This window comes from Tateyamaria sp., assembly GCF_059783535.1.
This window is the reverse complement of sequence record NZ_JBYNDP010000019.1, coordinates 16,455-43,083: the sequence shown is the minus strand read 5'-3', so window position 1 is coordinate 43,083 and position 26,629 is coordinate 16,455. Positions and strand designations below refer to the sequence as shown.

Here is a 26,629-nt window from a genome sequence, read left to right as displayed (position 1 = left end):
GCCAGCGCCGCCTTGACATAAAGCCGCGTGGGCGTCAGCAGCGCCGCACCCAGACTGCCTTCGCCCCATGGGCAGGCATCGTCCCAGCCAAGTCCCGAGGTTTCGACGATCTTTCGGACCAGCGAATAGCCGTTGGAATGCACACCGTCCGAGGCAAGACCCAAAAGCACATCGCCCTCAGCCACGCCCGCCGGCAGAGCCGTGCCTCGCTCCATCGCGCCGACAGAGAAACCGGCAAGATCAAAGTCACCGGCAGGATACATGCCCGGCATCTCTGCGGTCTCACCACCGATCAATGCGCATCCTGAAGCCTCGCACCCCCGTGCGATCCCCTCAATGATGCGCGCTGCTTGATCAAGTTCTAACTTGCCAGTGGCGAAGTAATCCAGGAAGAACAGCGGTTCCGCGCCCTGACAGACCAGATCATTGACGCACATTGCCACCAGATCGACACCCACACCGTCCACGTTTCCGGTATCGATGGCGATCCGCAACTTGGTCCCGACACCATCTGTGGCGGCCACCAGCACCGGGTCGACAAAACCGGCGGCCTTTAGATCGAACAGTCCTCCGAACCCGCCCAACCCGGACGCAACCCCTGCCCGTTTCGTGGCTGCGGCAGCCGGTTTGATCCGCTCGACCAGAGCGTTACCGGCATCGATGTCGACGCCCGCCTGCGCATAGGTCAGTCCGTTCTTGTTCGTGGTCATTCTCAATCTCCCCGGGGCTCGCCTGCCCCTTAACGTGAAGACAGGTGGCGTTGCAAAAGGAAATGCGGTTATGCGCCGCTGCGCCGCGTTTCACGCGTCCCTCACAGCGCGTCACCCTCTCGTGACACCTCATATTCGAGGCGGTGAGAACGTGACAAAGTTCTTACAGCAACCACTCAAAGGACATCGCCATGACGTTTCACCGCCTTCTCATTGGATCATCCCTGACGGCGCTCTCGCTTTCGGTGTCCCCCGCACAGGCCGAGATTGTGGACGTTGAGGATGGAGGGTTTTCCTTCACGCTCGGCGGTCAAATCAACCGTGCTTTTCTGTTCACGGATGACGGAGTGGAGAGCAACGAGTTCTTTGTCGACAATGACAATTCATCAACACGATTGACGGCGAGGGCCGCTTACAGCTTTGGCAACTATGTGGTCGGTGCATTGGTCGAGTACGAATTCGAGTTCTCTACATCAAACGGCGTCAGCCAGCTGAATTCAGATATCAGCTCTTCCGTGTCGAACGAGCGCAAGTTCGAACTGTTTACCAACACCCCCTACGGTAACTTCGCCTACGGTCAGGGCGATGCAGCATCGAATGGGATCACTGAGATTGACCTGTCCGGCACCTTCATCGGCAACAACTCGGCCGTGGGCCTGATCGCTGGTGGTCAGATTTTCCGAACGTCTGCCGGCGGCTTCTCGGGCAACACGGTAGGGTCGCTGTTCTCAAACTTTGACGGCATCACGCGGATTGAACGCTTCCGCTATGATACGCCCACCTTCGGTGGCGGCTTTGTCGTGTCAGCATCGATCGGTGAAGACAGCCAGAACGACGTTGCGTTGCGATACAATGGTAAGTTCGGGGATTTCCTGGTGCGCAGCGGCATCACATACGCCCAACTGGATGAAACCGACCGTATCGCTGGATCGGTGTCAGCGTTCCATGATCCAACTGGGCTGAACGTGACCTTTGCCTCAGGCTCGGACGATTTGAACCAGACAGGTCGCGAGGATCCCGGTTTCAACTACCTCAAGCTCGGGTATCAAAAGAAAGACCTGTTGCCATGGGGCAGCACATCATTCGCGGTCGACTATTATGATGGCACGGATCAGGCGGTGAACGGCAGCAGCTATCAAAGCTATAGTATTTTTGCGGTGCAGCGGATTGATCCCATCAATACCGAAGTCTACGCAGGAGTCCGCACTTTCCAGGCAGAAACGACAACGGAATCTTTCCAGGACATTGACGCAGTATTCATCGGCGCGCGCTACCGGTTCTAAGGCTTTGTTCGTCTTGACACCCGGGGTGGCAATGCTATCCCCGGGACCAGGCGGGCCTGTAGCTCAATTGGTTAGAGCAGAGCGCTCATAACGCTTTGGTTGCGGGTTCAAGTCCTGCCGGGCCTACCAGCCGCCTTTCATGCTTTTCGGACGTGCCAGCCAACCGTCATTGTGACAACGGTATCGCCATCGGCGTCGCGGATATCAACGTTGATATCGAAGGCCGTCTTGCCCACCTCTTGCAACTCCTTGACGAGCTCAGGACCCGGGCGTTCGGTTTTGGCGTGTGCCTCAAGCCGTCCCTTTGCGATCTTGACGTAAGAGATCTTGGCGCCGGACGCGACGGGCCGTGCCTGAAAGATCATTGGACCAAAGGCACCGGCAAGGGCAGCACCGGATGCAGCCTCGCCCAATGTAAACATGGCACCTGCATGCTGGGTCTGGATGTGGTTGGATGTTTCGGGTCGTTGGTCCAGCGCCGCAACACCAACACCGTCGCCAACTTCGAGCAATTCGACCCCCACATGGTTCGCAAAGGGAACGGCTTTGCCAAGTTGGTCGCGGATCATGTCGTAGGGTGTCATTTCAGGCGCTCCTGCTGTGCTGTGCCGCCAGTAAAACCGATCCGTCCCGCGCGGCAAGCGTGCCGCAGCGGCATGTCAGCGTGCAATGACGATATCAGCTCGTAGGCCGCCCAGTCGCTCGCTTTCGCCCAGGCGCAAAACGCCGCCATGCGCGCGTGCAATGTCGGTGGCAATGGCTAATCCAAGCCCGACGCTACCGCCTTTGTCCTGATTTCGTGAGGGATCAAGACGGGTAAATGGGCGCTGCGCATCGGCCCGGCGGTCTTCCGGAATGCCTGGGCCATCGTCTTCAACCCGGAAACGCAGCGACTTTTCGGTCAGTGTCACGCTGACCTCGGCGCGCCTGCCATAGCGCACCGCGTTGCTGATCAGGTTACCAAGCGCCCTACGCATCGCTATCGGGCGCAGCATAACGGTGCCCTGCCCGCTCACCTCGTGCAATGCCACCGGTTGATCACCCCGCTGCGCATCTTCGACAAGTGTTTGAGCCAGTGCAATTGGATCTACCGCCTCCGGCTCGCTTTCTCCATCGCCCTTCGCGAAGTCAAGAAACGCGTCGATCATGTTCTGCATGTCGTCGACATCGGCTTCCAGCGTTTCGCGCGTGTCATCATCAACCATCGAAAGGGCCAATCGCATCCGCGTCAAAGGTGTGCGCAAATCGTGGCTGACACCTGACAACATGAGTGTCCGTGTCTCCATCTGCCGTTCGATCCTGTTGCGCATATCAACAAAAGCAGTGCCCGCAGCCCGCAATTCAGTGGCGCCCGCCGGTACGTAGGCCAGATGACGTCCCCGGCCAAACGCTTCGGCGGCACGTGCAAGCCTCCGGATCGGGCGCAATTGATTGCGCAAATAAATGAACGACACAAAGGTCGTAAGAACCGAGAAGAAGACCATGTAGACCAGCAATTGGTGCGGGTTACGGGCCGAAACGCGGCGTCTGTCAAATGAAATGGAAACGGGCCCGGCCCCGCTGTCGGCTGCGATCTGGACCGAGCCGCTTCCGGACAGGTCAAAGGAACGGATCGCAGGGATCGTCTCCCCCAAACGTCGGATCACGACACGCCCGGAAAAGTCATCCCAATCGCGTCGGTTGGGCACATCCAATGCCTCCTCCGGAATACGCTGAACAACCATGTCCAGCGGACCGGCTGCCTCGAACACAGCCTGCGTCACATCGGCATCACCTGGAAGATCCGACAAAACGTTCAATACCAAGTTTATCTCGCGCTCGACCGTGTCAGCCATCTGCACCGTCACACCTTCGAAATGACGCTGGGCAAAAAGGACGGACACGACAAGCTGCACCACAACAACCGGCAGCAGAAGGATCAATGCTGCGCGCGCGTAAATGCCACGGGGCATATAATGTTTGAGCCAGGCAAAGGACATGGCGTAAACCTTAGCGAGCCGTGATCCCGGACGAAAGACCACCATGTTGCCGCCAGACGATTTTGACCCACCCATTGGTGTCTCCGAGGTACTGGAACCCGGGATGCGGCGCATAGTGGCACCGAATCCATCTCCGATGACCTATCGAGGTACAAACACTTACCTCGTCGGCACGACCGGTCTGGCGGTCATCGACCCGGGCCCGGACAGCGCAGCGCACCTTGAGGCGATCATGAGAGCGATCGGTTCAGAACAGCATGTCTCTCATATCATCGTGACACATGCACATCTGGATCATTCCCCTTTGGCGCGCCCTCTTTCCGACGCGACCGGTGCACCTGTGCTTGCGTTTGGAACGGCCATGGAAGGACGAAGCAGCGTCATGCAGAGACTTGCAGACAACGGGCTTGCGGGCGGAGGAGAAGGCATTGATACCTCCTTTGCGCCCAACACCCGACTACGCGACGGAGATGTGATAAAGGGGCCGGATTGGCAACTTGAGGTCATTCACACACCCGGGCATCTCGGCAATCATATCTGCCTTGGGTTTGGCGACGCGTGCCTGACGGCGGATCACGTCATGGGGTGGGCCAGTTCGCTGGTGTCTCCCCCTGACGGCGACCTGACAGATTTCATGGCCTCCTGCGAAAAGCTGCGCAGGAAACGTTGGCGTGTTTTCTATCCCGGGCACGGAGGGCCGGTGACTGACCCGACAGCACGGCTGGAGTGGTTGATCGCGCATCGCCGCAGCCGAGAAGCCGCCATTCTCGCAACCCTCGACCAAGGACCCACCACCGCAGCGAAGATCGCCCAACAAGTCTATGTGGATACGCCTAAGGCTCTCTTGCCTGCTGCCACGCGCAACGTATTGGCGCATCTGATCGACCTGTTGGGGCGATCAGAAATCGAAGCCCACGATCCATTGGCACATGACGCTCATTTTGTGCGCATCGGTGGAGTTTGAATTTTTTGTTCGCCGGCCCACAAAACCCTCTGGACGACCTGAATCGGCCTTGCTATACGGCGCGAACCGTTCCGGCGTAGCTCAGCGGTAGAGCAGTTGACTGTTAATCAATTGGTCGTAGGTTCGATCCCTACCGCCGGAGCCAAAATAATCAAGCACATAGGCTTATTTTCTTGGAGCACCTCGAGGCCGAGTGCAGAATAAGTACAGTGATCGACCATGAAGCGAACTGATCGGGCTTAGAACAGGTTCCCTTGTTAGGAGTATTCAGCTACTGTATCGCCCTCGAAACTAATCCCCAACATGGTGCCAAGGTCTTTAACGATCCTTACCAGGTGGTGAGCGGTATTTAGTTCTCGCCAACCCGACGCGTCCCCACAGGTCCCGGTCACCCATTTCGCATTCAGCCAGATATAGTCGTCAGCTGGGAAAAAGCTCCTACCACAATACTCCTTGCTCTTCATGATCTGCTTACACACCTCGCACATGGTCGGCGTGAAAGCCCCTGTATCGCTGCCCCGTACAACCAATGTATGGGTGTTGCCCATTTAACACAGGTGCGCCTCGGTCGTTTGCCATCCTTTCTTGTTGGGAACACCATCCGCCGACAATCAGCGCCGAAGTCACCGTAGGCTAAGGCGTGACCATCAACTATTCGAAGCGGCAACCTCGTCAACTGACATAATCGCTCACGAAGGCCTGCAGAGCGCCATGCAAGTAAACTTGCAAAAATAAAAGAATCGTGCAAGAACTGATGCACGGCGGTCTTTGGAAGACTAACATGTCCCTTATTGACAAGATATCAGATCAGGCGCCGAGCTTGACGCCAAGTGAACGTCGGCTCGTGGAAACGGTCATAGAGAAGCCGACCGCTGCAGCCCTCGGGACGGCTGGCGAACTGGCGCGTGCCGTTGGGGTGCATGAAGCAACCGCATCGCGTCTTGCCAAAAAACTTGGGTTTGATGGCTACGCGTCATTTCGCGATGCCCTGCGTGACGAATTCATCGCAACGCATGAGACCGCAACCCGGTTTGAAAAGACCATCACGACAAACACGCCGGAAACGATTCTGGGCAAGCTGGCGCTGGACGAGGCCCAGGCGCTTGGACGGATCGAGGAGTTCATCAACGCCGATCAGATTGCCGAAGTGGCGGGTTTGTTGATGGGCGCACGACGCATCTTTGTCTATGGCTACGGCAACGCTGAAATCCTGGCATTGATGATGGTCAAGCGCTTTCGCCGTTTCGGCAAGGATGTCCAGCATCTTCTGTTGGATCCGCGCGGGCTGGCTGAACAGCTGTTGGGCATTGGCCCCGGTGATGTGGTGCTGAGCTTTGCGTTTCGTCGACAACCCCGGGGATATTCCGCGCTGGTGGAAGTTGCCCAGGAGGCCGGCGCGAAGATGGTTGTGATTTCGGGAAAATCCGGCGCACTTCTCGCGCCCAGACCCGACTACCTACTTGCCGCACCGCGATCAGGTGATCCGGACGCATTCCAGACATTGATCGTTCCGATGACGGTCTGCAACGCCATCGTGATTGCGGCAGGTCTTACAGCGAAAGAGGAGACGCTGAAGAAACTCGACCGGCTGGGCCAGCTGATCGAGCGGTTCGAATGATCTAGGGCCCACGGGAGCAAAACATGAAACGACTGACTGCAACGCGCCTCGGCGCGATAGGTATCTTTTTGTCTACTGCCGCGATGGCTGATGGGCACATCGACAACATGACGCCGCAGGACTTGTTGCCGCGCGCGCAGGAAGAAGGAGCGGTCGTCGTCTACTCCTTCACCAGCCGAATTGGCCGGGTCGAAGCCGCCTTTGAAGAGGCGTATCCGGACATTGATTTGCAAGGCTTCGACATTTCATCGACCGAGCAGATCGCGCGCCTGAAGGCCGAAGCACAGGCGGGCGTGACAAATGCCGATGTCATCTACATCTCGGACACACCGGTTGTTTTGACCGAGCTTCTGGAGACGGGGATCATTGCGCCCTACGTGCCGCCACGTGTGGCCGACCGTGTGCCGGAAGAATACCGCAGCCCGCTCTTGGCACAGCGGCTGTCCACCAAGGTCCTGATGTATAACGAAGAATTCAACCCAGACGGCGCGCCCATCGACAACTTGTGGGCTTTGACGACGGATGATTGGCGGGGGCGCGTTGTCATGGTGGATCCGCTTCAACGTGGCGACTACCTCGATCTGATGACCGAGATCGTGCTGCGCGCGGACGAGATGACCGCCGCATACGAGGCGCATTTCGGACAGGCCATTGATCTGGATGGTGCGGCCAATGCCGGTGAGCGCTTTATCATCGACCTGTTTGAGAACGATCTGATCCTTGTTGGGTCAACCGATGACGTGAACGTCGCCGTGGGTGCAATCGGGCAGGACAACCCGCCGGTGGGCTTCACAAGCTATTCCGACCGCCGCGACAATGCGGATGAAGGCTGGGCACTGCAAGTTGCCAACAGCGTCGCACCCGCACCGGGCATCATCTTTCCCGCCGTACTCGCCCTCGCCTCCGAGCCGCAGAACCCCGCAGCCGCCCGCTTGGTCATCGATTTCCTGATGGGAGATGAGAGTGAGACCGGCGGCCCCGGCCTTGCCCCCTTCTACGTGGCCGGAGACTACGTTACCCGAACCGATATCCCCCCTCACCCGGATGCGGTGCCGCTTGACGACTTCACCGCATGGCGGATCGCCCCAGCCGAAACAGCGACGATCCGCGCCGACGTCGGTGATCTCGTTCTGACTCTGCAATAGCGCTTGCTTTGCGGCGGGAGCTGGCGTGACCACACACCAGCCCCCGCACCGATTTAATCCAAGACTGCAAGGATGACCTTGATGGCGGACACATCCATAAGTGGACAAGGACGGCGCGTGCTGTTCGGACCGGGCACGGTGCTCAAAACAGTGGTCTTGGCGATCCTGATCGCGCTGATCGTTCTGCCCTTGATCCGCACTGTGCTCTTCACGCTGCAGCCTGACACGATCCGCGCTTGGAGCGATGTGCTGAGCGGGCGTCTGTCCACAAACCTGTTTTATAAGCCCTTGGGCAACACGCTGTTGATCGGTGTGATCGTAAGCGCGGGTTGCATCCTGCTGGGTGGCTTTCTGGCTTGGCTCGTGGTGATGACCAATGTCCCGTTTCGCAAGACCATCGGCGTGATGGCGACCCTGCCCTTCATGATCCCATCCTTTGCAGCGGCACTGGCGTGGGGCGCATTGTTCCGCAATGACCGGGTTGGTGGGCAAGTGGGATGGGTGCAGGGCATGGGCGTCGACATCCCGGATTGGCTGGCCTGGGGCATTGTGCCCACCCTGATCGTGCTGACGCTGCACTATTTCAGCCTGGCCTTCACCATCATCGCAGCGGCTTTGGCAACCGTGAACTCTGACCTTGTCGAAGCCGCACAAATCGCGGGCGCAAAAGGGCGGCGCATTCTGATGGGCATCGTCCTGCCGGTGACCATGCCCGCGCTTGTTGCCGCCGGATCACTTTGCTTTGCCGGGGCCGTGTCAAACTTCGCTACACCTGCGCTTCTTGGGTTGCCGGTGCGGATGCAAACGCTTTCGACCCGGCTGTTTGGAATGATCGAAGTGGGCCAGGTCGGGCGCGGTTATGTGATCGGCATCCTCTTGGTGCTGATTTCGGCGGCCTTCCTTTGGGCAGGCAACCGGTTGGTGTCCGGTCGCCGGTCCTACGCCACGATCACCGGCAAGGGTGGGCGCGCCAAACGGTTTGATCTGCGCGGGGTGCGCTGGCCTCTCTTTGCCATCGCGATGGTGATCTTGGTGGCGGCCACAGTGGTGCCTGTGGTCGTTCTTGTCGCCTCCAGCCTCGCACCGTCCTCCGCCAACCTCTTTTCGGACTGGACGCTGCACTACTGGATTGGTCAAAGTGATCGGAGCTTTGCCCAGGGCATTCCCGGGATCGCGCATAACGCGGACATTGTACGTGCACTTACGATCACCCTCGGTCTGGGCGTGGCAGTGGCCTTCACAGGCATGTTTGTGGGTTTGCTCGCCTCCTACACCACGGCCCGCTACCGCGAAGGGTGGATGTCCGCAGCGATCACACAAGTCAGCTTTCTGCCCCTTCTGGTGCCCGGCATTGCCTTTGGCGCGGCTTACATTGGCTATCTCGGCGCCCCGATTGGGCCCTTTCCTGCACTCTACGGCACCTTCGCGCTGCTGGTCATTGCCGCCACTGCTTACCTGCTGCCGTTTTCGGTGCAGACAGGGCGGGCTGTCATCCAACAGGTGGGCGGTGAGCTTGAGGAGAGCGCCCGCATGACTGGTGCCGGGTTCGCCCGCCGCCTCAGCGCAATCATCGTCCCGCTGGCCATCCGGGGGCTGATGGCGGGCGGTATCCTGATCTTTGTCAAAATCGTCCGCGACCTGTCGCTGGTGGTGCTGCTGTTTACGCCAACCATGCCGGTCCTGTCCGTGGTTGCCTACCGCTACGCCTCCGAAGGCTTTGGGCAATTCGCCAATGCCATCACCGTTGTGATCCTGTTTGTCTCTATTGCCGCGAGCCTGCTTGCCAGCAGGCTGCAATCCAAATCCCAGCCCTGGCTGCAAAACTAAAGGTCTCTCATGCTGGAAATACGCAATCTCACCAAACGCTTCGGCACGATTGAGGCAGTCAAGAGCGTCTCGATCTCTGTACCGGATGGCGCGTTCCTTGTCCTTCTTGGCCCATCGGGTTGTGGCAAAACCACGCTTTTGCGCATGCTCGCCGGCTTGGAATTGCCATCCGAAGGGCAGATCATCTTTGATGGCCAGACGGTGTCGGATGGCGACCGTGGCTGGGCCGTCGATCCCGCCAAGCGGAACTCGGGCCTCGTATTTCAGTCCTACGCGCTCTGGCCCCATATGTCGGTGCGGGGAAACGTGGACTGGCCGCTGAAGGTCATGTCGATGCCCAAGGCCGAACGGGCAGAACGGGTGCGCGAGGTCCTGGACCTGCTGGACATCGCAAGCCTTGCCGACCGGTACCCCAACGAGATTTCGGGCGGGCAACAACAGCGCGTCGCCATCGCCCGCACCATTGCGCCACGGCCCTCCGTCCTGCTGTTTGACGAGCCGCTTTCAAACCTCGACGCGAAACTCAGGGTCGAGATGCGGACCGAACTCATGCGCCTGCACCGCGCCACCGGAGCAACAACCGTCTACGTCACTCACGACCAGATCGAAGCGATGACCATGGCCACCCATGTCGCGGTTATGGATAAGGGCCGCGTGCAGCAATTCGGCGCACCAGCCGACCTGATCAACCGGCCCGAAACCGCCTTTGTCGCCACCTTTGTCGGAACACCGCCAAACAACATGGTGCCCGTGATCAAAAATGGTACGGGGTTCAAGGTCGGGGGTCGTCACATGGCCTTTTCGCCGCCTGCGGATGACTGCATGGCGATGTTCCGGGCCGAGAATATGACAGTGAGCGATCAGGCAGGCGACACCACTCTGCCCATGGAATTGGTTGAGACCAGCACCATCGCGGGACGCACCATGGTCACCGGGCTGCGCGACGGGCTGCGCTTGACCGCCATTGTCGATCACGCTCCTTCGGTTCGGATCGGTGAGACCGTGCAGTTCCACCTGCCCAGCGAACCGGACAGTTGGTTTGCCCCCGACGGCACGAGGATCGGCTGATGCGCCTGCTACTGGTCCGCCACGGGCAATCAGAATGGAATGCCGCCCGCCGTCTTCAGGGACAGGCTGACATTGGTCTGTCGGAGCTTGGTAAGTCACAGGCAGATACCTTGCGCCCCGTGATCGAAGGCATCGCGCCTTGCCGCACCGTTTCCTCTGATCTCAAGCGCGTGCATCAGACCAGTCAGCACCTTGGTGTTGATGCCCCACGCCTTTCAAAAGGGCTGCGGGAAATTGATGTCGGCGATTGGACTGGCCGCGCCATAGCAGACATTCGCAAGGAAGACGAAGACAGCTATCAGGGCTGGCGGGCGGGCACCGTTGCGCCACCCGGTGGCGAGGCATGGGCTGATTTTACAGACCGCGTCAGCGACGTGATCGAGGATGAGCGCCGCACGCCTTGCGAAAACCTCTTGGTGGTGTGCCATGGCGGCGTCATCCGGGCCCTCCTGCAACGCTATGTCGGGCTTCAGCCCGCGCATATCATACCCGTTGCACCCGCAAGCCTGACAGCGCTGCGATTGGGCAACGGCAAGCCACCCCGGATTGAGTTGTTCAACTACCGCCCCGACAATCTTGATTTCGGGGCGCCGGACTAGTGGGTCTGCCCCTGCTGTTTCTGGCCCTTGGCGGAACGCTCCTGTTCTATGGCGGGGATTGGCTGGTTGACGGTATCGAACGGCTTGCTGTGGAATTCAAGATACCGCCCGTCATCGTGGCCTTTGTGGTCATGGGATTTGGCACGTCTGCACCGGAGTTGGTCGTCGCGATACAGGCCATGCTGGCGGCAGCGCCTGATGTGGCCGTTGGTAACGTTGTCGGAAGTAATATCGCGAACCTGCTTCTCGTGCTGGCGCTTGCGGCCCTGATCACACCGCTTGCCATTGCCTCGGATATCTTGCGCGTTGATGGCGGTGCAATGCTGTTGGCGGCGCTGTCCTTCGGCGTTGTTGCCCAAGATGCGGTTGTTTCGCGGGCCGATGCAACACTGCTGCTTTTAGGCATGGCTACTCATGCCAGCATTTGCTCCAAGGCCGTATTGCCGCCGCCATCGCCGGTGTTTCCAATCGTCACCTCGACCTGCGACGCACCCGCTCTGACCCCGGCAATCGAATTGGCAAGGCTTAAGCCCAGCAAGTTATGGCAATGGACGCCTAAAGTGACCTCCGGCAGCAAGGCGGACTTGATACGGCTCACGATCTTACCAAAACCACTTGGCTCAGTCGTGCTTAGTGTATCGGCTACGACAATATGCGTAGCCCCCGCATCGACAGCAGATGCACTCAGGTCCGCCAGGAACGAGAGATCGCGATTGCCCGCACAAACCAGATAGCACTGCGCTTCAGGAAAGTAGGTGCGCGCCTCCGTCATCAGATCGCAAGACCTTTCGATGGTCTTTTGCCGGGCGCGACCCGCCGAGCCTTCAGACGTCGACAGAAGATCGAACGGACGCGCCGATGTTCCAATCCGGGATCGATGCTCGGCACCTTTCAATGCTTGATATGCACGTCTGATGTCTTTCTTGATCGGCCTTGTCAGAACGCTCAGCGTAACGGCATCGGTCTCACTGGCGATCTCGGTCACGCCGTCCCGATCCACATCCGAAGCTGCAGGAAAACCGGCGTCGATCACATCCACGCCAAGCTGTTCCAACAAGACCGCAAGCTTGCCCTTCTGCTTTGCCGAAAAATGAAGGAACGCCTGCTGCTCTCCATCGCGTAAGGTGGTCTCAAAGATCGTCATCTCTTACCTTCCTTCGTTGATTGATTGCGATACAGTTCAAAATTCACGGGCTGCAGTAACGGAAAGACAAAAGAGATGTTTAGCGGACAAGCGATGCCATCGCTTCTTTAGTCATGCCTGCAGCCTGAAGTGTGGCCGGGTTCCGAGGTCAAACTGTCTGTTCCTGCAACTTGCATAGAACGGGAAATCCATTCACAGAAGGGCAAAATTTTCCCTTAATGCGGGATTTATTTCCCGTTCATAAACACGTTAGTCGCGCTTCACGTAGCGTTCGAAATCCGCGTCACACCCCGGTCGTGGTCGCTATCCTTCCGTCTTGACCACGCCGCAGGTCTCTCCCATGTTCAGAAGCCCGGCTCCGAACACCTCGTCTCGGCCCGGAGCTCCAAGATCGCGCGCAGAACTCATCAGTTGCTCTCGAATTTCTGCGGCAGTGCTGTCAGGTTGTGCATCCCGTGACAATGCTGCCGCCGCGGTGACAAATGGGGCTGCAAAGGATGTTCCGGTTTTCCAGCGCGCACCGGATATGGATGCAGCCGTCCAGACATCGACACCAGGTGCTGCAAGATCGATATGCGTACCCTGACTTGCGCGGCGGTAGACGGAACCGCGTGCGTCCACTGCGGTAACAGCAACGGTCGTGTTGTAGGCTGCCGGAAAGGCTGGTGCACTGCGCGGGCCATTGTTTCCAGCCGCTGCGATGACCAGAACATCTTCGATCACGATGCGGTCGATGGCCTCTTTCAAAACGATGTTCTCGGACCCGAAAAGAGAGAGGTTGAGAACGTCAATGTCACGAACGCGAAGCCAGTCGATGCCAGCCGCCACTGAAAACGCGTCTGCTCTTTCATCCGCGCCAGCGCGGTAGAAAGCGTCGACCGCCAGTAGAGTGGCATCCGGCAGCAGCCCGGGCGACCGGCTGTCCGGTGCGCCGATCAGGATGGCCGCGACTGAGGTGCCGTGGATAGCACGCGATGGGTCGAGGCGTTCGTCGGAAATGCGGTGAACTGTCAGGTCACTGCCACTAAACACCTCATGTCCGGTGTTGATGCCCGTATCGACCATACCGATACGCACATCAGTCAGTGCACATATCCCTGCCTTTGGATATCCAATGAGTTCCAGGGCTGGACATTCTGGACTATCACAGGTGCCTTGCGATCCTCGGTAGTAGTGATTGAAGTCGGCGGACAAGCCTGTGGGCAATGCGCGAACACGGACGCGTGCAGCATCCAGTGTCAGGGCTTGTGGGATGCGCAGGCGGACGAGTGTCGGAGTGGCATCGATTTGCTGTAACAGCTCAAACCCTTCACCAAGAAGTAGGGCCAGATCGGCGTCAGAAAGATCTGCAGCAATGATTTCATCAGGCGCGCGGTTCGGGCTTGAGGTCGCTACAGGCGCTAGGCCTCCGTCATCATCATCATCGTCATCTGAAGAGAAACGGCGCCCCCCGTCATCGTCGTCATCATCATTGTCATCGTCGTTATCTGCGTAAGCCAAGTTGGGCCCACCTGGCAGTAGATGCGAAAGGGGAGAAAGGCCAAGAATTGCGGCCAGCAAGAGAACTCGGATCGGCAGGTATACGCTGTAGGACATGGTTTTACCTCTTTGCTTCACCTAGATTACGTAAAGCACGCAGACTTATTCCAAGAATTCCTTCGAATTAGGTTTTTCGATGCAAGACCGCTTCATCAACGAGGTCTTAGATCTCCTCCCAAACCTGCGCAGATATGCGATTTCGCTGACAAGGCAGCCGGATCTTGCTGATGATTTGGTGCAAATCACGGTCGAGAAGGCTTTGAAGCAAAGTCAGCAATATGACCCAACCAAGAAGCTTGCGCCTTGGCTTCTGCGCATTCTGCGAAACACCTGGATTGATGAGATGCGCAGACAAAGCGCACGCGGTCCGCATGTCCACATCGATGATACGACACAATTTATTTCAGACAATGCAGCCAGCCCTGAGCTAAGACTGGAGGTCCGTCAGACATTGGAGGCGATCCAAACGTTGCCAGACGGGCAGCGTGACGTAGTCGTTCTGGTCTGTGTCGAAGGCTTGAGCTACCGCGAAGCCGCCGACGTTCTGAACATCGCGATTGGTACCGTCATGTCACGTCTTGCGCGGGGCCGTCTGGCCCTTGCAGCAGCTGTTGGAATAACCCCCACAGCTGCTACGTATGCCAAACACACGAATGGTAAGACGGAGACACCTTCGCAATGACAGTCTCGGACGAAGATCTGATGGCCTATGCCGATGGTGCTTTGGCGGGTGCTGAACATGCGCGGGTGGCGGCAGCTGTGATGCATGACCCGGATCTGAGGGCGCGGTTGGACGCGTTTGTCCGCAGTACAGAGCTTGCGCAGAACGCCATGCCTTTAGAGGCGGTGCCTGAGGCTTTGAAGGAGCGTATCAGGTCAACTATTGCCGCATCGGAACACACGGTAACGGATTCGGGTGACAACAAGATAGTTCCTATAAGGCCAATGGGTTGGCCGGTGCGATCCGCTTGGCTGGGTACTATCGCTGCGAGCCTATTGCTGGGTGTGGGCCTTGGTACATTCCTGCTTGACCCGACCGAAAGTGATCCCGCCGCATTTGATCTTGCGCCCGTTGTCGCAACGCTGGAGACCGCAGCATCCGGAACAAGCGTCGAGAGCGATGGCATCGATACACGGCTTATCGCATCGTTCGAAGCGGCTGATGGCGCTTTTTGCCGGGAGTTTGAAGCGAGACTTGAAGACAGGTCAGATCTGATTGGCGTCGGATGTCGCACAGAAACCGGGTGGGAGTTGCGTTTCGCTGCGGCAGTCGAATTGCCCGATGAAACGCAATTTGCTCCTGCCAGCGCGCTTGAAGTTCTGGAAGCCTGGATGCGGAACACAGAAGCCGGTCCCGTTATGTCGGTAGAGGAAGAAGCCAAGCGGCTGTCCGGTGCTAGTAGTTAATCTTGCGGCGCCCCAATAGGCGTAGTGTCAAGGCACGCCCCGCCACCAGCGGCGGATAGAGAATGCGGGCGATTGGCGGCCGGGAAAACATCAACCGCATGATCCGGTTAAACAGACCACTTTGAGTGGTCATCATGGCCAGAGCGGTCATTGCGGCCTCTCCATGCTGCAATTGCCCACCCATTTCAACAACCATGCCCCGATCAAGGTTCAGGTTGGCCGCTTTGATCCGGTCGATGACTTCATGATCCGAACGGGCATCAATCAGTTCGATGGTGCCCACAGCTTCACGCAGACGCACCATTTTCACATATGCAGAGCAGAACGGGCAGTCGCCGTCATAAATGATCCGGATGTGTTCAGGCATGGTCATCTTCATTAGATACCGGCAAACTTGTGTGCGGCAAGACGAGTTGCGTGCGCGGTATGATGGAATACGAAGCCACTTCGGTCCGTATTCCCCCTGAATCGCATTTCGATGGAGGGCTAGATGACCAGGTTTTCAACGGTTTTGCCGAGGCTCCGCACTTATCTTGAAACGCCAACAAGTATCCAATCGCTTGTTGTCATCCGGATTGCCTTTGGTTTGATCCTGGCTTGGGACTGGTGGCGATATGTCAAGTATGACCGGATCACACGGTACTACGTCGAACCTGATTTCAATTTCCCCTTCTTCGACTTTGTTCAAACCCTTCCAGAACCCTGGGTTCACATCCTGTGGGGCGGGGTTGGGCTTTTCGGTTTGCTGGTTGCACTCGGCGCGTTCTACCGCGTTTCCATCGTCGCGCTTACCGGCATCTTTGCTTACTTCTTTCTGCTGGACCGCACCCAGTACCTAAACCACAACTACATGGTCATCCTGTTTGGGATACTGCTCTGTTTCATGCCAGCACATCGGGCATTCTCTTTTGATGCTTGGCTTTGGCCGCATTTACGCAGCGTTGTGATCCCACGTTGGCCGGTTGCCGCGCTCAAGCTCCAGCTTGAGATTATCCTGATTTATGCGGGTGTTGTTAAGATCACCGATGACTGGCTGCGAGGTGAGCCTTTACGAACGTGGCTCACGGGGAAGCAAGACGAGGTGTTCTTCGGAGCGCTCTTTCAGTACGATGTCTCCTTCATTTTGGCATCTTGGGGCGTGATTGTCCTGCATGTCGTCGGCGCACCCCTATTGCTTTGGCACCGCACCCGGCTCTCCGTGTTTATTGTGTATGCCTTCTTCCATTGGTCGAACGCACAACTTTTCAACATCGGTATCTTTCCTTGGATCACGCTGGCGCTCTCAACGATATTTTTCGCACCTGACTGGCCGCAACGCCTTCTGCGTGCGCTTCTGGGGCGGTTCGAGACACTCCCTGCACTGCCGCCACTTCCAAGTGCCAGTTTCCGCCTTGCACCGGTCGGCCTTGCTGCGTTGACCTTGTGGTTCGCTGTGCAGATCGTCGCACCCCAACGTCAGGTCCTCTTTAGTAACCTTGTGGGTTGGAGCGGCGATGGTCATCGGTTCTCGTGGCGGATGCGCATCTATGATCGGAAGAGCGAAGGCGTGTTCCGCATCATTGCCGCTGACGGCAGCGAGACATGGGAGATCGACCCCTATGAGGTCATGAATTTCCGCCAGGCAAGAAACGTATTGGGCCGCCCCGACATAACCTACGATTTTGCCCAAGTGCTTGAGGCTGCATGGGCCGAACGCGGTTATCCGGATGTGGCTGTCTATGCCGATGTTCAAAAGTCACTGAACGGGCGGGCTAAGCAGCAATTCACGGATCCCGATCAGGACCTGACAGCGATCAGATGGGAATGGGCGCGGCCCAATCCATGGATCCTGCCCAATCAACTCCGCGCACCACGAGGCCGGATGCCGGAGGCGTACCCGTTTCTTCCCTTGCAGGGGCATTCTTTGCCAGAAACCAACTAGGACTACCTTGATTGAGACAAAATGAAAGGGCCCGGTTTTTCGATCCGGGCCCTTTTGAGTTCTTTGGTCTTGGGGTCAGTCGTCATCGTCGCCCCAACCTCCGCCATCATCATCGTCGTCGTCGTACCTATGCCAATGACCATCGTCGTCATCATAGTCTCTATAGATTGTATGGCCCCGGCGGACATAGTAGCACCTTTGCCCACCATCATCGTCATCATCATAATCGCAAACAAGAATGCGGTTCGGGTGATGCACAGTGAAGATATCTTGGATGATGCGAAATCCGTCATCAAGATCGTCCGCCATGGCCGCCGGAGCCGAGAACATGCCCAAGGCGATACTTGTGCCAAAGGCAACAAAAACAGTCTTCATCATGATCTTCTCCTTTCTGTTTTGTGAACAGGGCAAACCTGTTCTCGAAAGGTCTACGAAGCCTGATTGGCGTTTATTCCAAGCTGTTTGAATGCTCCGTCAATCTGTGTGGTGTTGAGCCGCAAAGCGCCCTGCCCCACACCGCGACATCCCGGACGCTATTGTTCTTCAAACGAACGATTGCGTTCTGAAAGAAGTTTCAGTTTCCGGTCAGAACTCATGCAAGATGACGGCTTCATGTCGTTTGAGGCTGCGCCTTGCTGCGGCACCATAACTTTTGGTCCCAACCCGCAGTTCCGGAAAAATCGCGAAGGTTTCTTCCTGAACCCGTCGACTAAAACTTTCCATCCCAACGACACCCGGGTGGAAACTCTCACTTGCAGCGCCTTCGCAGAAAACAATCTCATGGCGGTCAATTAGCATATGAAAGTATTTTGGACGTTGTCAAATGGATCACTACGGATCGAAGCCTTGCCGATAAGGTGTTTGGCAGGCACCAACACCTCCGGCGTCTCAAAAAGAAGCTGCGCACGTGGGTGTTTGATCAGCATTCGATGTTGTGGCGACACACGAAGGTCGCGCGTGTTTGCCAGAGTATTTTGGGGGATCAGGATCGGTGCCAGGTCCTCCCAACCGCTCACGACGGATGATCCAATCCATCGAATGGGCTGCAATCCGTGGTCCGCAGTCACAACCAGGTTACCTTCGCGAAGGTGCTCGATACAGACGTCGCCACGGTCCGTTTTTATTCGCGTCCCCCGGACGAAACACACCACATTTATGGTTTCGATGTTTTTGCTATCGATGCCAGGAGACTGGGTATTGAGAACATCGTTCCCTTTTCCACCGTCGATTTCGTCAATATCTGCATTCGCGCCAACGCGGATAGTGTCGTCTCCGGCAGCCGTCTTGATCTTCTCGCCGATAAAATCGTCTCCGATTGTGATGGTGTCATTGCCATCGCCCATTTCGATGTCTTTGATGTCGGCGCGGTCACCTATCGTGATCTGATTGTCACCGTCACCAGCCGTCAATTCCGATGGCGTCGTGAAGTCATTACCGATGTCGATGATATTATTGCCGTCTTTCGATCCTTTGAATTCCCAGAGTGTCACACCGCCACCGATAGAAAGATTGCCCGCGTCAGCTTTGTCGGCATCAATCGTGACGTCTGACAGGTTGGCATTGTCGGCGATGGAAATGGAGGGAGTGAGCCCTTCCTCTATCTTGATCTCCAGATTGTTCGGGTTGCTTTCACCGAACTCGACGGTGAAGTTGGTGCTTGCGCCGCCCGAGCTCTCGAAGGTTACATCCTCGTCTGCTGTCAGCGAGATAACAAAGATGTCTCCTTCATTTACCTGAATGTCATCGCCTGCGCTGATCTCCCCAAGACCAAGCGAGTCTTTGTCTTCTGATACGATGATAAACGTAGCCATTGCACCGCTGGCTCCCGTCGAAACGTCGGTTCAATCGGTCATGTCACTACTGTCCAAATTAGTGAGACAGTGCCCGCGTTTAAAGATCGTGTGCCCCTGTTTTGGATCAACATGGCGACTTCAAGCGATAGACTACATCAGGCATCGCAATCGTGAAACAACATGCAATACACGGCTAGCGCAGCCGGGCGACTGTTATGGTTTTGAAGTTCTGTTGATCACTCCGACCCGATTAGCTCAAGTCGTCATTGGCGATCCGCACCGTGAATCCCCCCCTTGGCGGGACAAAACCGACATTTGCATTCTTCGCTTGAATGATTGCTTCTTCCTCAGCGATCATCGATTTTTCAGACCGCTGGCATTTGTTGCGTAGCGCAATGAACACCACCACTCAGTTCGCCCAATGGATCTAAGTTGAGCATCACGATTTCCCGACCGGGGTAGTGAAGCGCCAAAGAGTCTTTGGCGATTTGATCCGTTTCCTCATCTCCAAATTGGGCGGTGATGACAGCACCATTGCCAGCGTAGCAGTTGGCGTAGGATGCAACGAAGTCGCGGCGCTTCACACGACGCTTGTGTAGCTCAGGAATAACCTCGACTTTCATCCCCTCTCCGACGAGTGTGTCATGGGTTTCCAATGCCGCAACATGGAAGGGATCATTCATGTCTGGCTCATCTGGCAGATTGATCAGGACACTACCCGGCCCAGTAAATCGCGCAAGGCTGTCGATATGGTAGTCGGTGATATCTTCACCCCAAAGACCGTCAGACCAGATCATCCGATCGGCACCGTAAGCTGCCAACAAACGTGTTTCGATTTCGTCTCGGGACAGGCCAGGGTTTCTATTGTCGTTCACCCGGCTGCTTTCATGGGTCATCAAAGGGCCATGACCATCGTGCTCGACGCCGCCGCCTTCGCCGCGCAGGCCTGAGGGGATCAGCTTTAATCCAAGCTGTGCTGCAATCTGGCTGTCACCACGGTTTACCTGCTTCTCACCCCATCCGTTGAAATGGATGTGGGTGACGGCGAGCTTGCCTGTGTCATCTACCGCAAAAATCGGTCCGGCATCCCGGCACCAAAGGTCTTCTGTCGGGATGTCCCACAGCTACACATTGGCCAACAACTTGGCGCGCGCTTGCATGATCCGTTGCAGCCGCAAGCATCGCAACCGGCTCAAACTCAGAAATAGCATTGACAATGTCAGCGATTTTCTGCTGGGTCATGTCCAAAAACATGCGTCGCGGTGGACACGGCGGTTGACCGGCCACTGCATGAAGGTGCGCTAATGAGGCGCTTCTTCAGGAGGAACGCGAAAGCCTGATCGCGCCATGGCTTTTGAGCTCCCCATAAGGCCAATTGCAGCGATTGCTCCGCCACTCGATAACAACTTCCTGTGGTTCATGGCGTCTCCAAACAAAATCGGTGGTCGATATCTTGACCTGTATGGACACTTTTGGCGTGGTCGAAAGCAAACAACAGGCTTGTCGGCACATTTAGGCTTGGACTTCGTTCCCAGGATTGTCATCGACCAGCAAGGGCTTGTGGTCAAACCAGCGCGGACAACTTAAAGGTCGAAATCACAAAGAGATTTTCTCTAGGCAAGTTCAAAAATACGCTCGCAAGCCTCTGTTTGGAAAGGTCAGAACGATGGGATGGTAGTCAAGACACGCTGAAGCCATTGAGGCTTTCGCCACCGTCATTACTGCCTGTGTCGCCATTGCAGCCCTTGTCCGGGCCAAGATCCAACTCGATCACAATGGCCTTGCTCAACGCCAGCAGTCGACCCGTGAAACCTATAGGGCAAATCTTGCATTGGCAGCGTCACAACCGCAATTTGCGCGCCCAGTAGACGCCTGCACCTTGGTGCGGTCGAGATTATGTCGCTCACGTTGATCACTTGTTGTACTTAGCCGAAAAAATGCTGACGGTTGAGGAAGGCCGGTCAATTGCATTCCTTGATCAGCTCGCGCCACACACAGACTATTTGTGTTCAAATCTTGCACCGTATGTTCCAGCTGGCGAGATATCAAAGCGCATGAATCAATTCACCACGCAAAGCTGCCCCGCAAAACCCATTTGTTAAGCGCATTGGCTCTAGCGCAGCCATTCATTCTTGGCATAGCACCGATCAAGGTAGACGCAACTTGATCATCGGAGCAAGCGCAGCATCCGGGTCACAATAAGTAAGAAAGCGCGAACAGAGCGGCCCGTTCCTGTTGGTCAACTCAAGTCAAGCAGGCTGCAACGCGGCCCTGCGGACCTACCGTTTGGGGCGTGCGCAAATCCCAAGTTGCTCGAAGTCACCTAACGCGAAACAGCGCCATCCCACGCCCGTCCCGGTCGAATATCTCTCCTGATGCCAATTCGTATGTTAAGATGAGATGTCTGTTTCACCGAAGGATCCGCCGACAGGCGGATCCGCGCAGCGCCATAGTTTTGGAGGAGTGTGATATGGCATCCAAGACAGAAAGGTCCACACAATCAGGCAATCCGGTGCCGCAGCACCAGGTCCCACTCAGGGTCAACAAGGTGATTACGGACGATATCACCGCTTCGCTCAAGGCCGGCTTTGCCGACTTTGTGGAGCGGCCCTTGATGAGCGGCTTCTTCGGACTGTTCTATGCGCTTTTCGGTATTCTGTTCGTTTGGTGCCTTGTCTCGCTCGGCAAGATTTGGATGATCATTCCCGCCGCTGTCGGCTTTCCCCTCGTCGCGCCATTTGCCGCCGCCGGGCTTTATGAAATGTCCCGCCGTTTGCAGAAGGGGCAGAGTTTCGGCTGGTCTGAAATCCTCACCGTTATGGCCAATCAACGCAGGCGGCAGATGGGTTGGATGGCCTTTACCACGCTGTTCATTTTTTGGGTGTGGGTGTATCAGTTCCGAACCGTGCTGGTGATCGTCCTGCAGGATTCATCCTTCTCGGATTTCGACGGGTTCGTGAACACGGTCTTCTTCACACCAGAGGGCTGGACCTTCCTTGCGATTGGCACGTGTGTCGGCGCATTCCTGTCGATTGTCCTGTTCTCGGTGACCGTCGTCGCGATGCCTATGCTGCTCGAACGGGACACCGATTTCGTAACCGCAATGATCACCTCCGTTCGGGTTGTCACGGAAAACCCGGTGATCATGCTCACATGGGCCACAATCATCTCGGTTACCATGCTGCTGTCGATGGTACCGGCGTTTCTGGGCCTGATCTTCACCCTGCCAATCCTTGGCCACACCACATGGCACCTCTATCAACGGGCGGTACCACCGGTGGAAGGATGATAGTTTAAGCCACACCCCGGAAGTACGTTGCCAAGCGACCGCAACGAACCCCGACATCCCCATAGCCGTATTGTGATTTCAACACGGGACACCGTATCGTTGTGCGTATGGAAAACCAAAGTCACCGAACGAGATACGCCGCACGTCTGAACGCTTTCAAGATTGGGGCAAGCGCATACTGGCCCCAGAAAAACACTGTCACCACCGCCGACCTGCTTGCACGCGCAGCTACGGCAGGCTTGACGGCGGCTGACCTGAATTTCCCAGATCACTTTGTGGATGACACTCCGGCAGAGCTCAGCTTGGCACTGCAGGACAACGGCATGGTGCTGAACGGTGTCGCCATGCGGTATTACACCGATCCTCGGTACAAGCTGGGTGCCTTCACCAACCCAGACGCGTCCGTACGTCAGGCCGCGATCGACGAAACCAAGCGGGGTTTGGATGCGCTCGCCCAGATGGGCGGCACCCTGATGACCCTTTGGATGGGGCAAGATGGGTTCGATTACTCATTTCAAATGGACTACGCACGTGCCTGGGACGCGACACTTGAGGCCATGGCCGAAGTGGCCGACCACAATCCGGCCATCGATATCGCTCTTGAGTACAAGCCCAACGAACCCCGGGCCTTTGCCGTGATGCCGGATGCGGCAACAACCCTGTTGGCACTGAATGAACTGAACAGACCCAACACCGGCGTGACCTTGGACTTTGCACATGTGCTTTATGCCGATGAAATGCCGGCCTACGCCGCCGCTCTTGTCGGTCGGCATTCACGCATCCTGGGCGTTCATCTGAATGATGGCTACGGAAAGTGGGACAACGGTCTGATGGTTGGTGCCGTCCACCCGATTCAGACGGTCGAATTGCTGGTTGAACTCGAGCGCGCGGGATATGATGGCGCGATCTATTTTGACACGTTTCCCGACCATTCCGGCCTCGACCCAGTGGCCGAAGCCCGGACGAATATCGAGGTGGTTGAACGTCTGCGAGGGGTGGCTGCCGGTCTTGTCACAAACTCCGACTTGCAACGCGCAATCGCAAATCAGGACGCACCCACTGCAATGCGTCTTGTACAGGCGGCGATGCTCCCGTGAGTGTTTTTGTTGCCGGTTCGCTGCATCTTGACGTGGTGCTGCGCGCGCCGGATTTGCCCCGGCTGGACGAGACGGTGACCGGCTCCGCCGTGAGCTACGTGTTCGGCGGCAAGGGAGGAAATCAGGCCGTGGCCGCGTCCCGCATGGGGGCTGATGTGCATTTTTCCGGCCGCATTGGCAGTGACCGCTTCGGAGACATGATCCGAGACGCGCTGCTGGCCGCGGGGGTCAATATCGACCAACTCCAGTTGGGCGGGGGCGCCAGCGGCATGAGCGCCGCCATCGTCAATGACGATGGTGACTATGGCGCCGTTATCGTCTCGGCAGCCAATCTGCGCATTGATCCCAAAGCCATCACACTGCCGGACGGCACAAAGCTGGTGCTCCTTCAAAACGAAATTCCCGAAGCAGTGAATCTGGCGGTGGCACAGCAAGCGGTGCAACGGGGTGTCTCGGTATGGCTCAACGCAGCCCCCGCACGTACTTTGTCACCCTCACTGGCGGACGCGATCGACCTGCTGATCGTGAACCAGGTCGAAGCCGAATTCTACGCCAAAGCCACGTCAGACACGCCTATGCTACGGACATTGGGCGCAGGTGGGGTCTCGTTTCATGGGACCACCTACCCTGCCCATGCGGTCAATGTGACCTCGACCCACGGCGCGGGCGACATGTTTGTGGGCGCATTGGCAGCACAAGTCGCGGTTGGCACATCCATGACTGACGCCATCGCCTTTGCGCAAGCGGCGGCGGCACTACACGTTTCGAAACCGGTTGATGAACGCGACAGCATCACGCCGAACGCAGTCCAAGCGTTCCAAGCGGATCAACTCAACCGATAGAACCGCGCCGCCGTTCCACCAAAAATCCAAGCGCGATCAGCGTCAGACAAATGCGCAGTCAGCTCCTGCGCGATGGCGTGCCAAGCATCATACTCGGCTTGTAAGCGACATACGGGCCAGTCCGATCCCCAAATCACCCGCTCTGGTCCGAATGCGTTCAGGATATGGTGAGCAAAGGGACGAATGTCCTCAATCCCCCACCCATCGTCAGCTTCGGTCACGAGGGCCGAAAACTTGACACAACCGGTCGTCTGGTCGGCCAACTTGGTCATCCCATCCGCCCATTCGGTAAAAGCATCCTGGCCAGCTTGCTGGTCACGGATCTGCGGCTTCATGCAGTGGTCATAGACAACCCGCATCTCTGGATACCGTGTCACCAAAGTCATGAAATTCGAGATGTGTTGCGGAAATCCAAGCGCGTCAAAGGTCAGGTCCAGATCGATCAGCGCGCGATAGGCCCATTGCACGTCGTCTCGCAACATCCAGTTCACATCCGGGATGTCCTGGATCATCGGGCGCACGCCACGGAATTTCGGGTGGGATGCCAGCCGCGTCAAATGGTGTAGATGGCTGGGGTCCTCAAAGTCGATCCAACCGACCACGCCCTTGATCCAAGGCGTGGCATCGGCAAGGCCCAACATGTATTCGGTCTCTTCCACGCTGGCCGCCGCTTGCACGATGACAGTGCCGTCAATGCTCAGGTGATCTACATGCGGCGCGAGGTCCCGAGGGGCATAGGCACGGTTCAGGGTCGCGTTGTCCTTGGGCATCCAGTCATAGTCACCGCGCGCCGGTTGCCAGAGATGATGGTGGGCATCGATCTTCACGTGGGCGCGTCCTCCCGCATCAGGCCTTCGGACTTCAAGTCGGCCCAGAGCGCGGGCGGGATCTCCGCGCGTGCCGCTGCCAGATTGCTCTTCATTTCTGACACGCCCTGCCCACCGGGGATGACCGTGACATGCGCAGGGTGCAACAGTGGGAATTGGAACGCCGCATCGACCAACCTCACGTTATGCGCCTGGCAGACCCGCTCAATCGCGTTCACGCGGTCGATGACATCCGGTGGGGCAGGATCGTAGTTGTACCACGCCCCTTTGCGGGCGCCGGTGGCAAGAATGCCGGAGTTATACGGTCCGCCAGTGACAATCCCGATCCCGCGCGACTCGCAAAGCGGCAAAAAACTGTCGAGGGCCGTCTGTTCTAGCAGCGTGTAGCGCCCAGCCAGCAGAAAAAGGTCAAAGTCCCCCCGCTCGGCCAGCGTCTGGCAGACTTCCCACTCGTTGATCCCGCCCCCGATCGCTGTGATCAGCCCTTGATCGCGCAACGACACCATCGCGTCGTAGCCGCGTCCGCCAAAGAATTCTTCGATCCGCATGTCCGACACTTCTTTGGAACCATGGGTAAAGATGCAGAGGTCGTGAACATAAAGGATGTCGATCCGATCCACGCCAAGGCGCGAAAACGAGTGCTCGAAAGAGCGCATGACACCATCGTAGGAATAGTCATAGTGCTCGCGCCGCATCGGAACATCGAACCATTTTCCAACCCCCGTCCGGTGTTCAGGCGCGCACGGTTTGATCAGCCGCCCAACCTTGGTCGACAGCACATAATCATTGCGCGGTTTGCCACGCAGAAAAGGGTTCAGTCGAGTTTCGGACAGCCCCAGCCCGTACAGCGGCGCGGTGTCGAAGTACCGCACACCGTTGTCCCACGCCGCATCGAGGGTAGCACGCGCGTCATCGTCGCTGATGGCCTTGTACAGATTGCCCAGCGGCGCAGTTCCGAACCCCAGTTCAGTAAACGTCAGACCCCCGTTGTTGATGCGGTCCCAATGTCGCGTTTTCAGATCCATCACCATCACCCCCATCCTGCTACCCTGACCTTAGCGCAGTTTCTTTTTGCCTGAACAGCCCGCTATTCCTAAAGTCGGCGGGGGAGGACTGCGGATGACGGAGAATTTTGCCCGGGTGTTCGGCGCAACCAAGCCAGTCATCGGGATGGTGCACATCGGTGCGTTGCCGGGTGCACCTCTTCACGATCCATCCGTTGATCTATTGGCCACAGCCCGTGCCGATCTCGCGGCGCTGCAGGACGCGGGCTTTGATGCAGTGATGTTCGGCAACGAAAATGACCGCCCGTACGAGTTTCAGGTCGACACCGCCTCAACCGCCGCAATGGCGCACCTCATCGGTCAGTTGAAGCCCGAGATCAAAGTGCCTTTTGGCGTCAACATGCTTTGGGATCCCATGGCAACGATTGCACTGGGCGTGGCAACAGGTGCCGATTTCGTGCGCGAGATATTCACGGGCACCTATGCCTCGGACATGGGCCCTTGGACGCCGGACGCTGGCAAAGCCATGCGCTACCGCGATCGCTTGGGACGGCCGGATATGGCCATGCTTTA

27 protein-coding genes, 2 tRNA genes and 1 pseudogene are annotated in these 26,629 nt (G+C 57.3%); 17 read left to right on the top strand and 13 right to left on the bottom strand.

Features of this window, described 5'->3' with window-relative positions:
- The coding region (purM, locus tag AC6RA8_RS06260) for a phosphoribosylformylglycinamidine cyclo-ligase (protein WP_500351302.1) at nucleotides 1–710 on the bottom strand (710 nt) is incomplete at its 3' end.
- Between the two features lie 191 nt (nucleotides 711–901).
- Between purM and AC6RA8_RS06255 the strand changes: the two genes are divergently transcribed.
- Both AC6RA8_RS06255 and AC6RA8_RS06250 read left to right on the top strand, forming a co-directional pair.
- On the top strand, nucleotides 902–1,993 hold the full coding sequence (locus tag AC6RA8_RS06255; RefSeq protein ID WP_500351300.1) for a hypothetical protein: 1,092 nt from the start codon (nucleotides 902–904) through the stop codon (nucleotides 1,991–1,993).
- Nucleotides 1,994–2,045: 52 nt separating this feature from the next.
- Nucleotides 2,046–2,122: transfer RNA gene (locus AC6RA8_RS06250), tRNA-Ile, on the top strand.
- An 8-nt stretch (nucleotides 2,123–2,130) separates the two neighbouring features.
- Here the strand turns inward: AC6RA8_RS06250 and AC6RA8_RS06245 are convergent.
- Together AC6RA8_RS06245 and AC6RA8_RS06240 are read right to left on the bottom strand one after the other, a co-directional pair.
- A complete protein-coding gene (locus AC6RA8_RS06245) occupies nucleotides 2,131–2,577 on the bottom strand; it encodes a PaaI family thioesterase (RefSeq protein ID WP_500351298.1) in 447 nt (148 codons plus the stop codon).
- Between the two features lie 75 nt (nucleotides 2,578–2,652).
- Nucleotides 2,653–3,972 (bottom strand): ATP-binding protein, encoded by a 1,320-nt coding sequence (locus AC6RA8_RS06240; protein WP_500351304.1) that lies wholly within the window; start codon nucleotides 3,970–3,972, stop codon nucleotides 2,653–2,655.
- Between the two features lie 43 nt (nucleotides 3,973–4,015).
- On the opposite strand from AC6RA8_RS06240, the gene AC6RA8_RS06235 reads away from it, so the two are divergent.
- Together AC6RA8_RS06235 and AC6RA8_RS06230 are read left to right on the top strand one after the other, a co-directional pair.
- On the top strand, nucleotides 4,016–4,936 hold the full coding sequence (locus AC6RA8_RS06235; protein ID WP_500351296.1) for an MBL fold metallo-hydrolase: 921 nt from the start codon (nucleotides 4,016–4,018) through the stop codon (nucleotides 4,934–4,936).
- A 70-nt stretch (nucleotides 4,937–5,006) separates the two neighbouring features.
- A tRNA-Asn gene (locus tag AC6RA8_RS06230) sits at nucleotides 5,007–5,081 on the top strand.
- Between the two features lie 112 nt (nucleotides 5,082–5,193).
- Here AC6RA8_RS06230 and AC6RA8_RS06225 read toward each other — a convergent pair.
- Nucleotides 5,194–5,484: a beta family protein gene (locus tag AC6RA8_RS06225; RefSeq protein WP_500351295.1), complete on the bottom strand. Its 291-nt coding sequence runs from the start codon at nucleotides 5,482–5,484 to the stop codon at nucleotides 5,194–5,196.
- Between the two features lie 233 nt (nucleotides 5,485–5,717).
- Between AC6RA8_RS06225 and AC6RA8_RS06220 the strand changes: the two genes are divergently transcribed.
- From AC6RA8_RS06220 to AC6RA8_RS06195, 6 genes and pseudogenes are all read left to right on the top strand, one after another.
- Nucleotides 5,718–6,554, top strand: a complete 837-nt coding sequence (locus AC6RA8_RS06220) for a MurR/RpiR family transcriptional regulator (RefSeq protein WP_500351293.1) — start codon at nucleotides 5,718–5,720, stop codon at nucleotides 6,552–6,554.
- 23 nt (nucleotides 6,555–6,577) lie between these two features.
- Nucleotides 6,578–7,699, top strand: a complete 1,122-nt coding sequence (locus tag AC6RA8_RS06215; protein WP_500351291.1) for an ABC transporter substrate-binding protein — start codon at nucleotides 6,578–6,580, stop codon at nucleotides 7,697–7,699.
- A gap of 81 nt (nucleotides 7,700–7,780) precedes the next feature.
- Entirely contained in the window at nucleotides 7,781–9,526 is a 1,746-nt protein-coding gene (locus AC6RA8_RS06210; protein WP_500351290.1) for an ABC transporter permease, read from the top strand.
- Between the two features lie 9 nt (nucleotides 9,527–9,535).
- Nucleotides 9,536–10,594 carry an ABC transporter ATP-binding protein gene (locus tag AC6RA8_RS06205; RefSeq protein ID WP_500351289.1) on the top strand — a complete coding sequence of 353 codons (1,059 nt, stop codon included), beginning with the start codon at nucleotides 9,536–9,538 and terminating at the stop codon, nucleotides 10,592–10,594.
- Nucleotides 10,594–11,193, top strand: coding sequence for a histidine phosphatase family protein (locus AC6RA8_RS06200; RefSeq protein ID WP_500351288.1), 600 nt, complete (start codon nucleotides 10,594–10,596; stop codon nucleotides 11,191–11,193). Before AC6RA8_RS06205 ends, AC6RA8_RS06200 begins: the two co-directional genes overlap by 1 nt.
- Nucleotides 11,193–11,528: pseudogene (locus AC6RA8_RS06195) on the top strand (sodium:calcium antiporter); the annotation flags it as partial. The gene AC6RA8_RS06200 and the pseudogene AC6RA8_RS06195, both read left to right, overlap by 1 nt.
- A 77-nt stretch (nucleotides 11,529–11,605) precedes the next feature.
- On the opposite strand, the gene AC6RA8_RS06190 reads toward AC6RA8_RS06195, so the two are convergent.
- Nucleotides 11,606–12,337 carry a hydroxymethylglutaryl-CoA lyase-like TIM-barrel protein gene (locus AC6RA8_RS06190; protein WP_500351287.1) on the bottom strand — a complete coding sequence of 244 codons (732 nt, stop codon included), beginning with the start codon at nucleotides 12,335–12,337 and terminating at the stop codon, nucleotides 11,606–11,608.
- A 303-nt stretch (nucleotides 12,338–12,640) separates the two neighbouring features.
- A complete protein-coding gene (locus tag AC6RA8_RS06185; protein ID WP_500351286.1) occupies nucleotides 12,641–13,933 on the bottom strand; it encodes a S8 family serine peptidase in 1,293 nt (430 codons plus the stop codon).
- Between the two features lie 79 nt (nucleotides 13,934–14,012).
- On the opposite strand from AC6RA8_RS06185, the gene AC6RA8_RS06180 reads away from it, so the two are divergent.
- Together AC6RA8_RS06180 and AC6RA8_RS06175 are read left to right on the top strand one after the other, a co-directional pair.
- The gene (locus AC6RA8_RS06180) at nucleotides 14,013–14,558 is read left to right on the top strand and encodes an RNA polymerase sigma factor (protein ID WP_500351284.1); all 546 of its coding nucleotides are present in this window, start codon (nucleotides 14,013–14,015) and stop codon (nucleotides 14,556–14,558) included.
- Nucleotides 14,555–15,283 carry a hypothetical protein gene (locus tag AC6RA8_RS06175; protein WP_500351282.1) on the top strand — a complete coding sequence of 243 codons (729 nt, stop codon included), beginning with the start codon at nucleotides 14,555–14,557 and terminating at the stop codon, nucleotides 15,281–15,283. The genes AC6RA8_RS06180 and AC6RA8_RS06175 overlap by 4 nt, the downstream gene beginning before the upstream one ends.
- Here AC6RA8_RS06175 and AC6RA8_RS06170 read toward each other — a convergent pair.
- Nucleotides 15,273–15,656: a DCC1-like thiol-disulfide oxidoreductase family protein gene (locus AC6RA8_RS06170; RefSeq protein WP_500351280.1), complete on the bottom strand. Its 384-nt coding sequence runs from the start codon at nucleotides 15,654–15,656 to the stop codon at nucleotides 15,273–15,275. The genes AC6RA8_RS06175 and AC6RA8_RS06170 overlap by 11 nt on opposite strands.
- Nucleotides 15,657–15,773: 117 nt before the next feature.
- Here AC6RA8_RS06170 and AC6RA8_RS06165 point away from each other — a divergent pair, with 117 nt between their 5' ends.
- Nucleotides 15,774–17,204 carry an HTTM domain-containing protein gene (locus AC6RA8_RS06165; RefSeq protein ID WP_500351278.1) on the top strand — a complete coding sequence of 477 codons (1,431 nt, stop codon included), beginning with the start codon at nucleotides 15,774–15,776 and terminating at the stop codon, nucleotides 17,202–17,204.
- A 75-nt stretch (nucleotides 17,205–17,279) separates the two neighbouring features.
- On the opposite strand, the gene AC6RA8_RS06160 is transcribed toward AC6RA8_RS06165, so the two are convergent.
- From AC6RA8_RS06160 to AC6RA8_RS06145, 4 genes are all read right to left on the bottom strand, one after another.
- Complete coding sequence (locus AC6RA8_RS06160; RefSeq protein WP_500351277.1) at nucleotides 17,280–17,582, bottom strand: hypothetical protein; 303 nt, start codon at nucleotides 17,580–17,582, stop codon at nucleotides 17,280–17,282.
- A gap of 207 nt (nucleotides 17,583–17,789) precedes the next feature.
- Entirely contained in the window at nucleotides 17,790–18,002 is a 213-nt protein-coding gene (locus AC6RA8_RS06155; protein WP_500351276.1) for a hypothetical protein, read from the bottom strand.
- The gene (locus AC6RA8_RS06150) at nucleotides 17,996–19,015 is read right to left on the bottom strand and encodes a Hint domain-containing protein (protein WP_500351275.1); all 1,020 of its coding nucleotides are present in this window, start codon (nucleotides 19,013–19,015) and stop codon (nucleotides 17,996–17,998) included. The genes AC6RA8_RS06155 and AC6RA8_RS06150 overlap by 7 nt, the downstream gene beginning before the upstream one ends.
- A 347-nt stretch (nucleotides 19,016–19,362) precedes the next feature.
- The gene (locus AC6RA8_RS06145) at nucleotides 19,363–20,112 is read right to left on the bottom strand and encodes an agmatine deiminase family protein (RefSeq protein WP_500351303.1); all 750 of its coding nucleotides are present in this window, start codon (nucleotides 20,110–20,112) and stop codon (nucleotides 19,363–19,365) included.
- Nucleotides 20,113–21,467: 1,355 nt separating this feature from the next.
- Between AC6RA8_RS06145 and AC6RA8_RS06140 the strand changes: the two genes are divergently transcribed.
- From AC6RA8_RS06140 to AC6RA8_RS06130, 3 genes are all read left to right on the top strand, one after another.
- Complete coding sequence (locus tag AC6RA8_RS06140) at nucleotides 21,468–22,286, top strand: DUF2189 domain-containing protein (RefSeq protein WP_500351273.1); 819 nt, start codon at nucleotides 21,468–21,470, stop codon at nucleotides 22,284–22,286.
- A gap of 107 nt (nucleotides 22,287–22,393) precedes the next feature.
- Entirely contained in the window at nucleotides 22,394–23,383 is a 990-nt protein-coding gene (locus AC6RA8_RS06135; RefSeq protein ID WP_500351271.1) for a sugar phosphate isomerase/epimerase family protein, read from the top strand.
- Nucleotides 23,380–24,225: a PfkB family carbohydrate kinase gene (locus tag AC6RA8_RS06130; RefSeq protein WP_500351270.1), complete on the top strand. Its 846-nt coding sequence runs from the start codon at nucleotides 23,380–23,382 to the stop codon at nucleotides 24,223–24,225. The genes AC6RA8_RS06135 and AC6RA8_RS06130 overlap by 4 nt, the downstream gene beginning before the upstream one ends.
- On the opposite strand, the gene AC6RA8_RS06125 is transcribed toward AC6RA8_RS06130, so the two are convergent.
- Both AC6RA8_RS06125 and AC6RA8_RS06120 read right to left on the bottom strand, forming a co-directional pair.
- Complete coding sequence (locus tag AC6RA8_RS06125; protein ID WP_500351268.1) at nucleotides 24,210–25,052, bottom strand: amidohydrolase family protein; 843 nt, start codon at nucleotides 25,050–25,052, stop codon at nucleotides 24,210–24,212. The two genes, AC6RA8_RS06130 and AC6RA8_RS06125, sit on opposite strands and share 16 nt — an antisense overlap.
- The gene (locus AC6RA8_RS06120; RefSeq protein WP_500351267.1) at nucleotides 25,049–26,077 is read right to left on the bottom strand and encodes an aldo/keto reductase; all 1,029 of its coding nucleotides are present in this window, start codon (nucleotides 26,075–26,077) and stop codon (nucleotides 25,049–25,051) included. Before AC6RA8_RS06120 ends, AC6RA8_RS06125 begins: the two co-directional genes overlap by 4 nt.
- Nucleotides 26,078–26,171: 94 nt before the next feature.
- Here AC6RA8_RS06120 and AC6RA8_RS06115 point away from each other — a divergent pair.
- Nucleotides 26,172–26,629: BtpA/SgcQ family protein (locus AC6RA8_RS06115; protein ID WP_500351265.1), on the top strand; the 458-nt coding region annotated here is incomplete at its 3' end.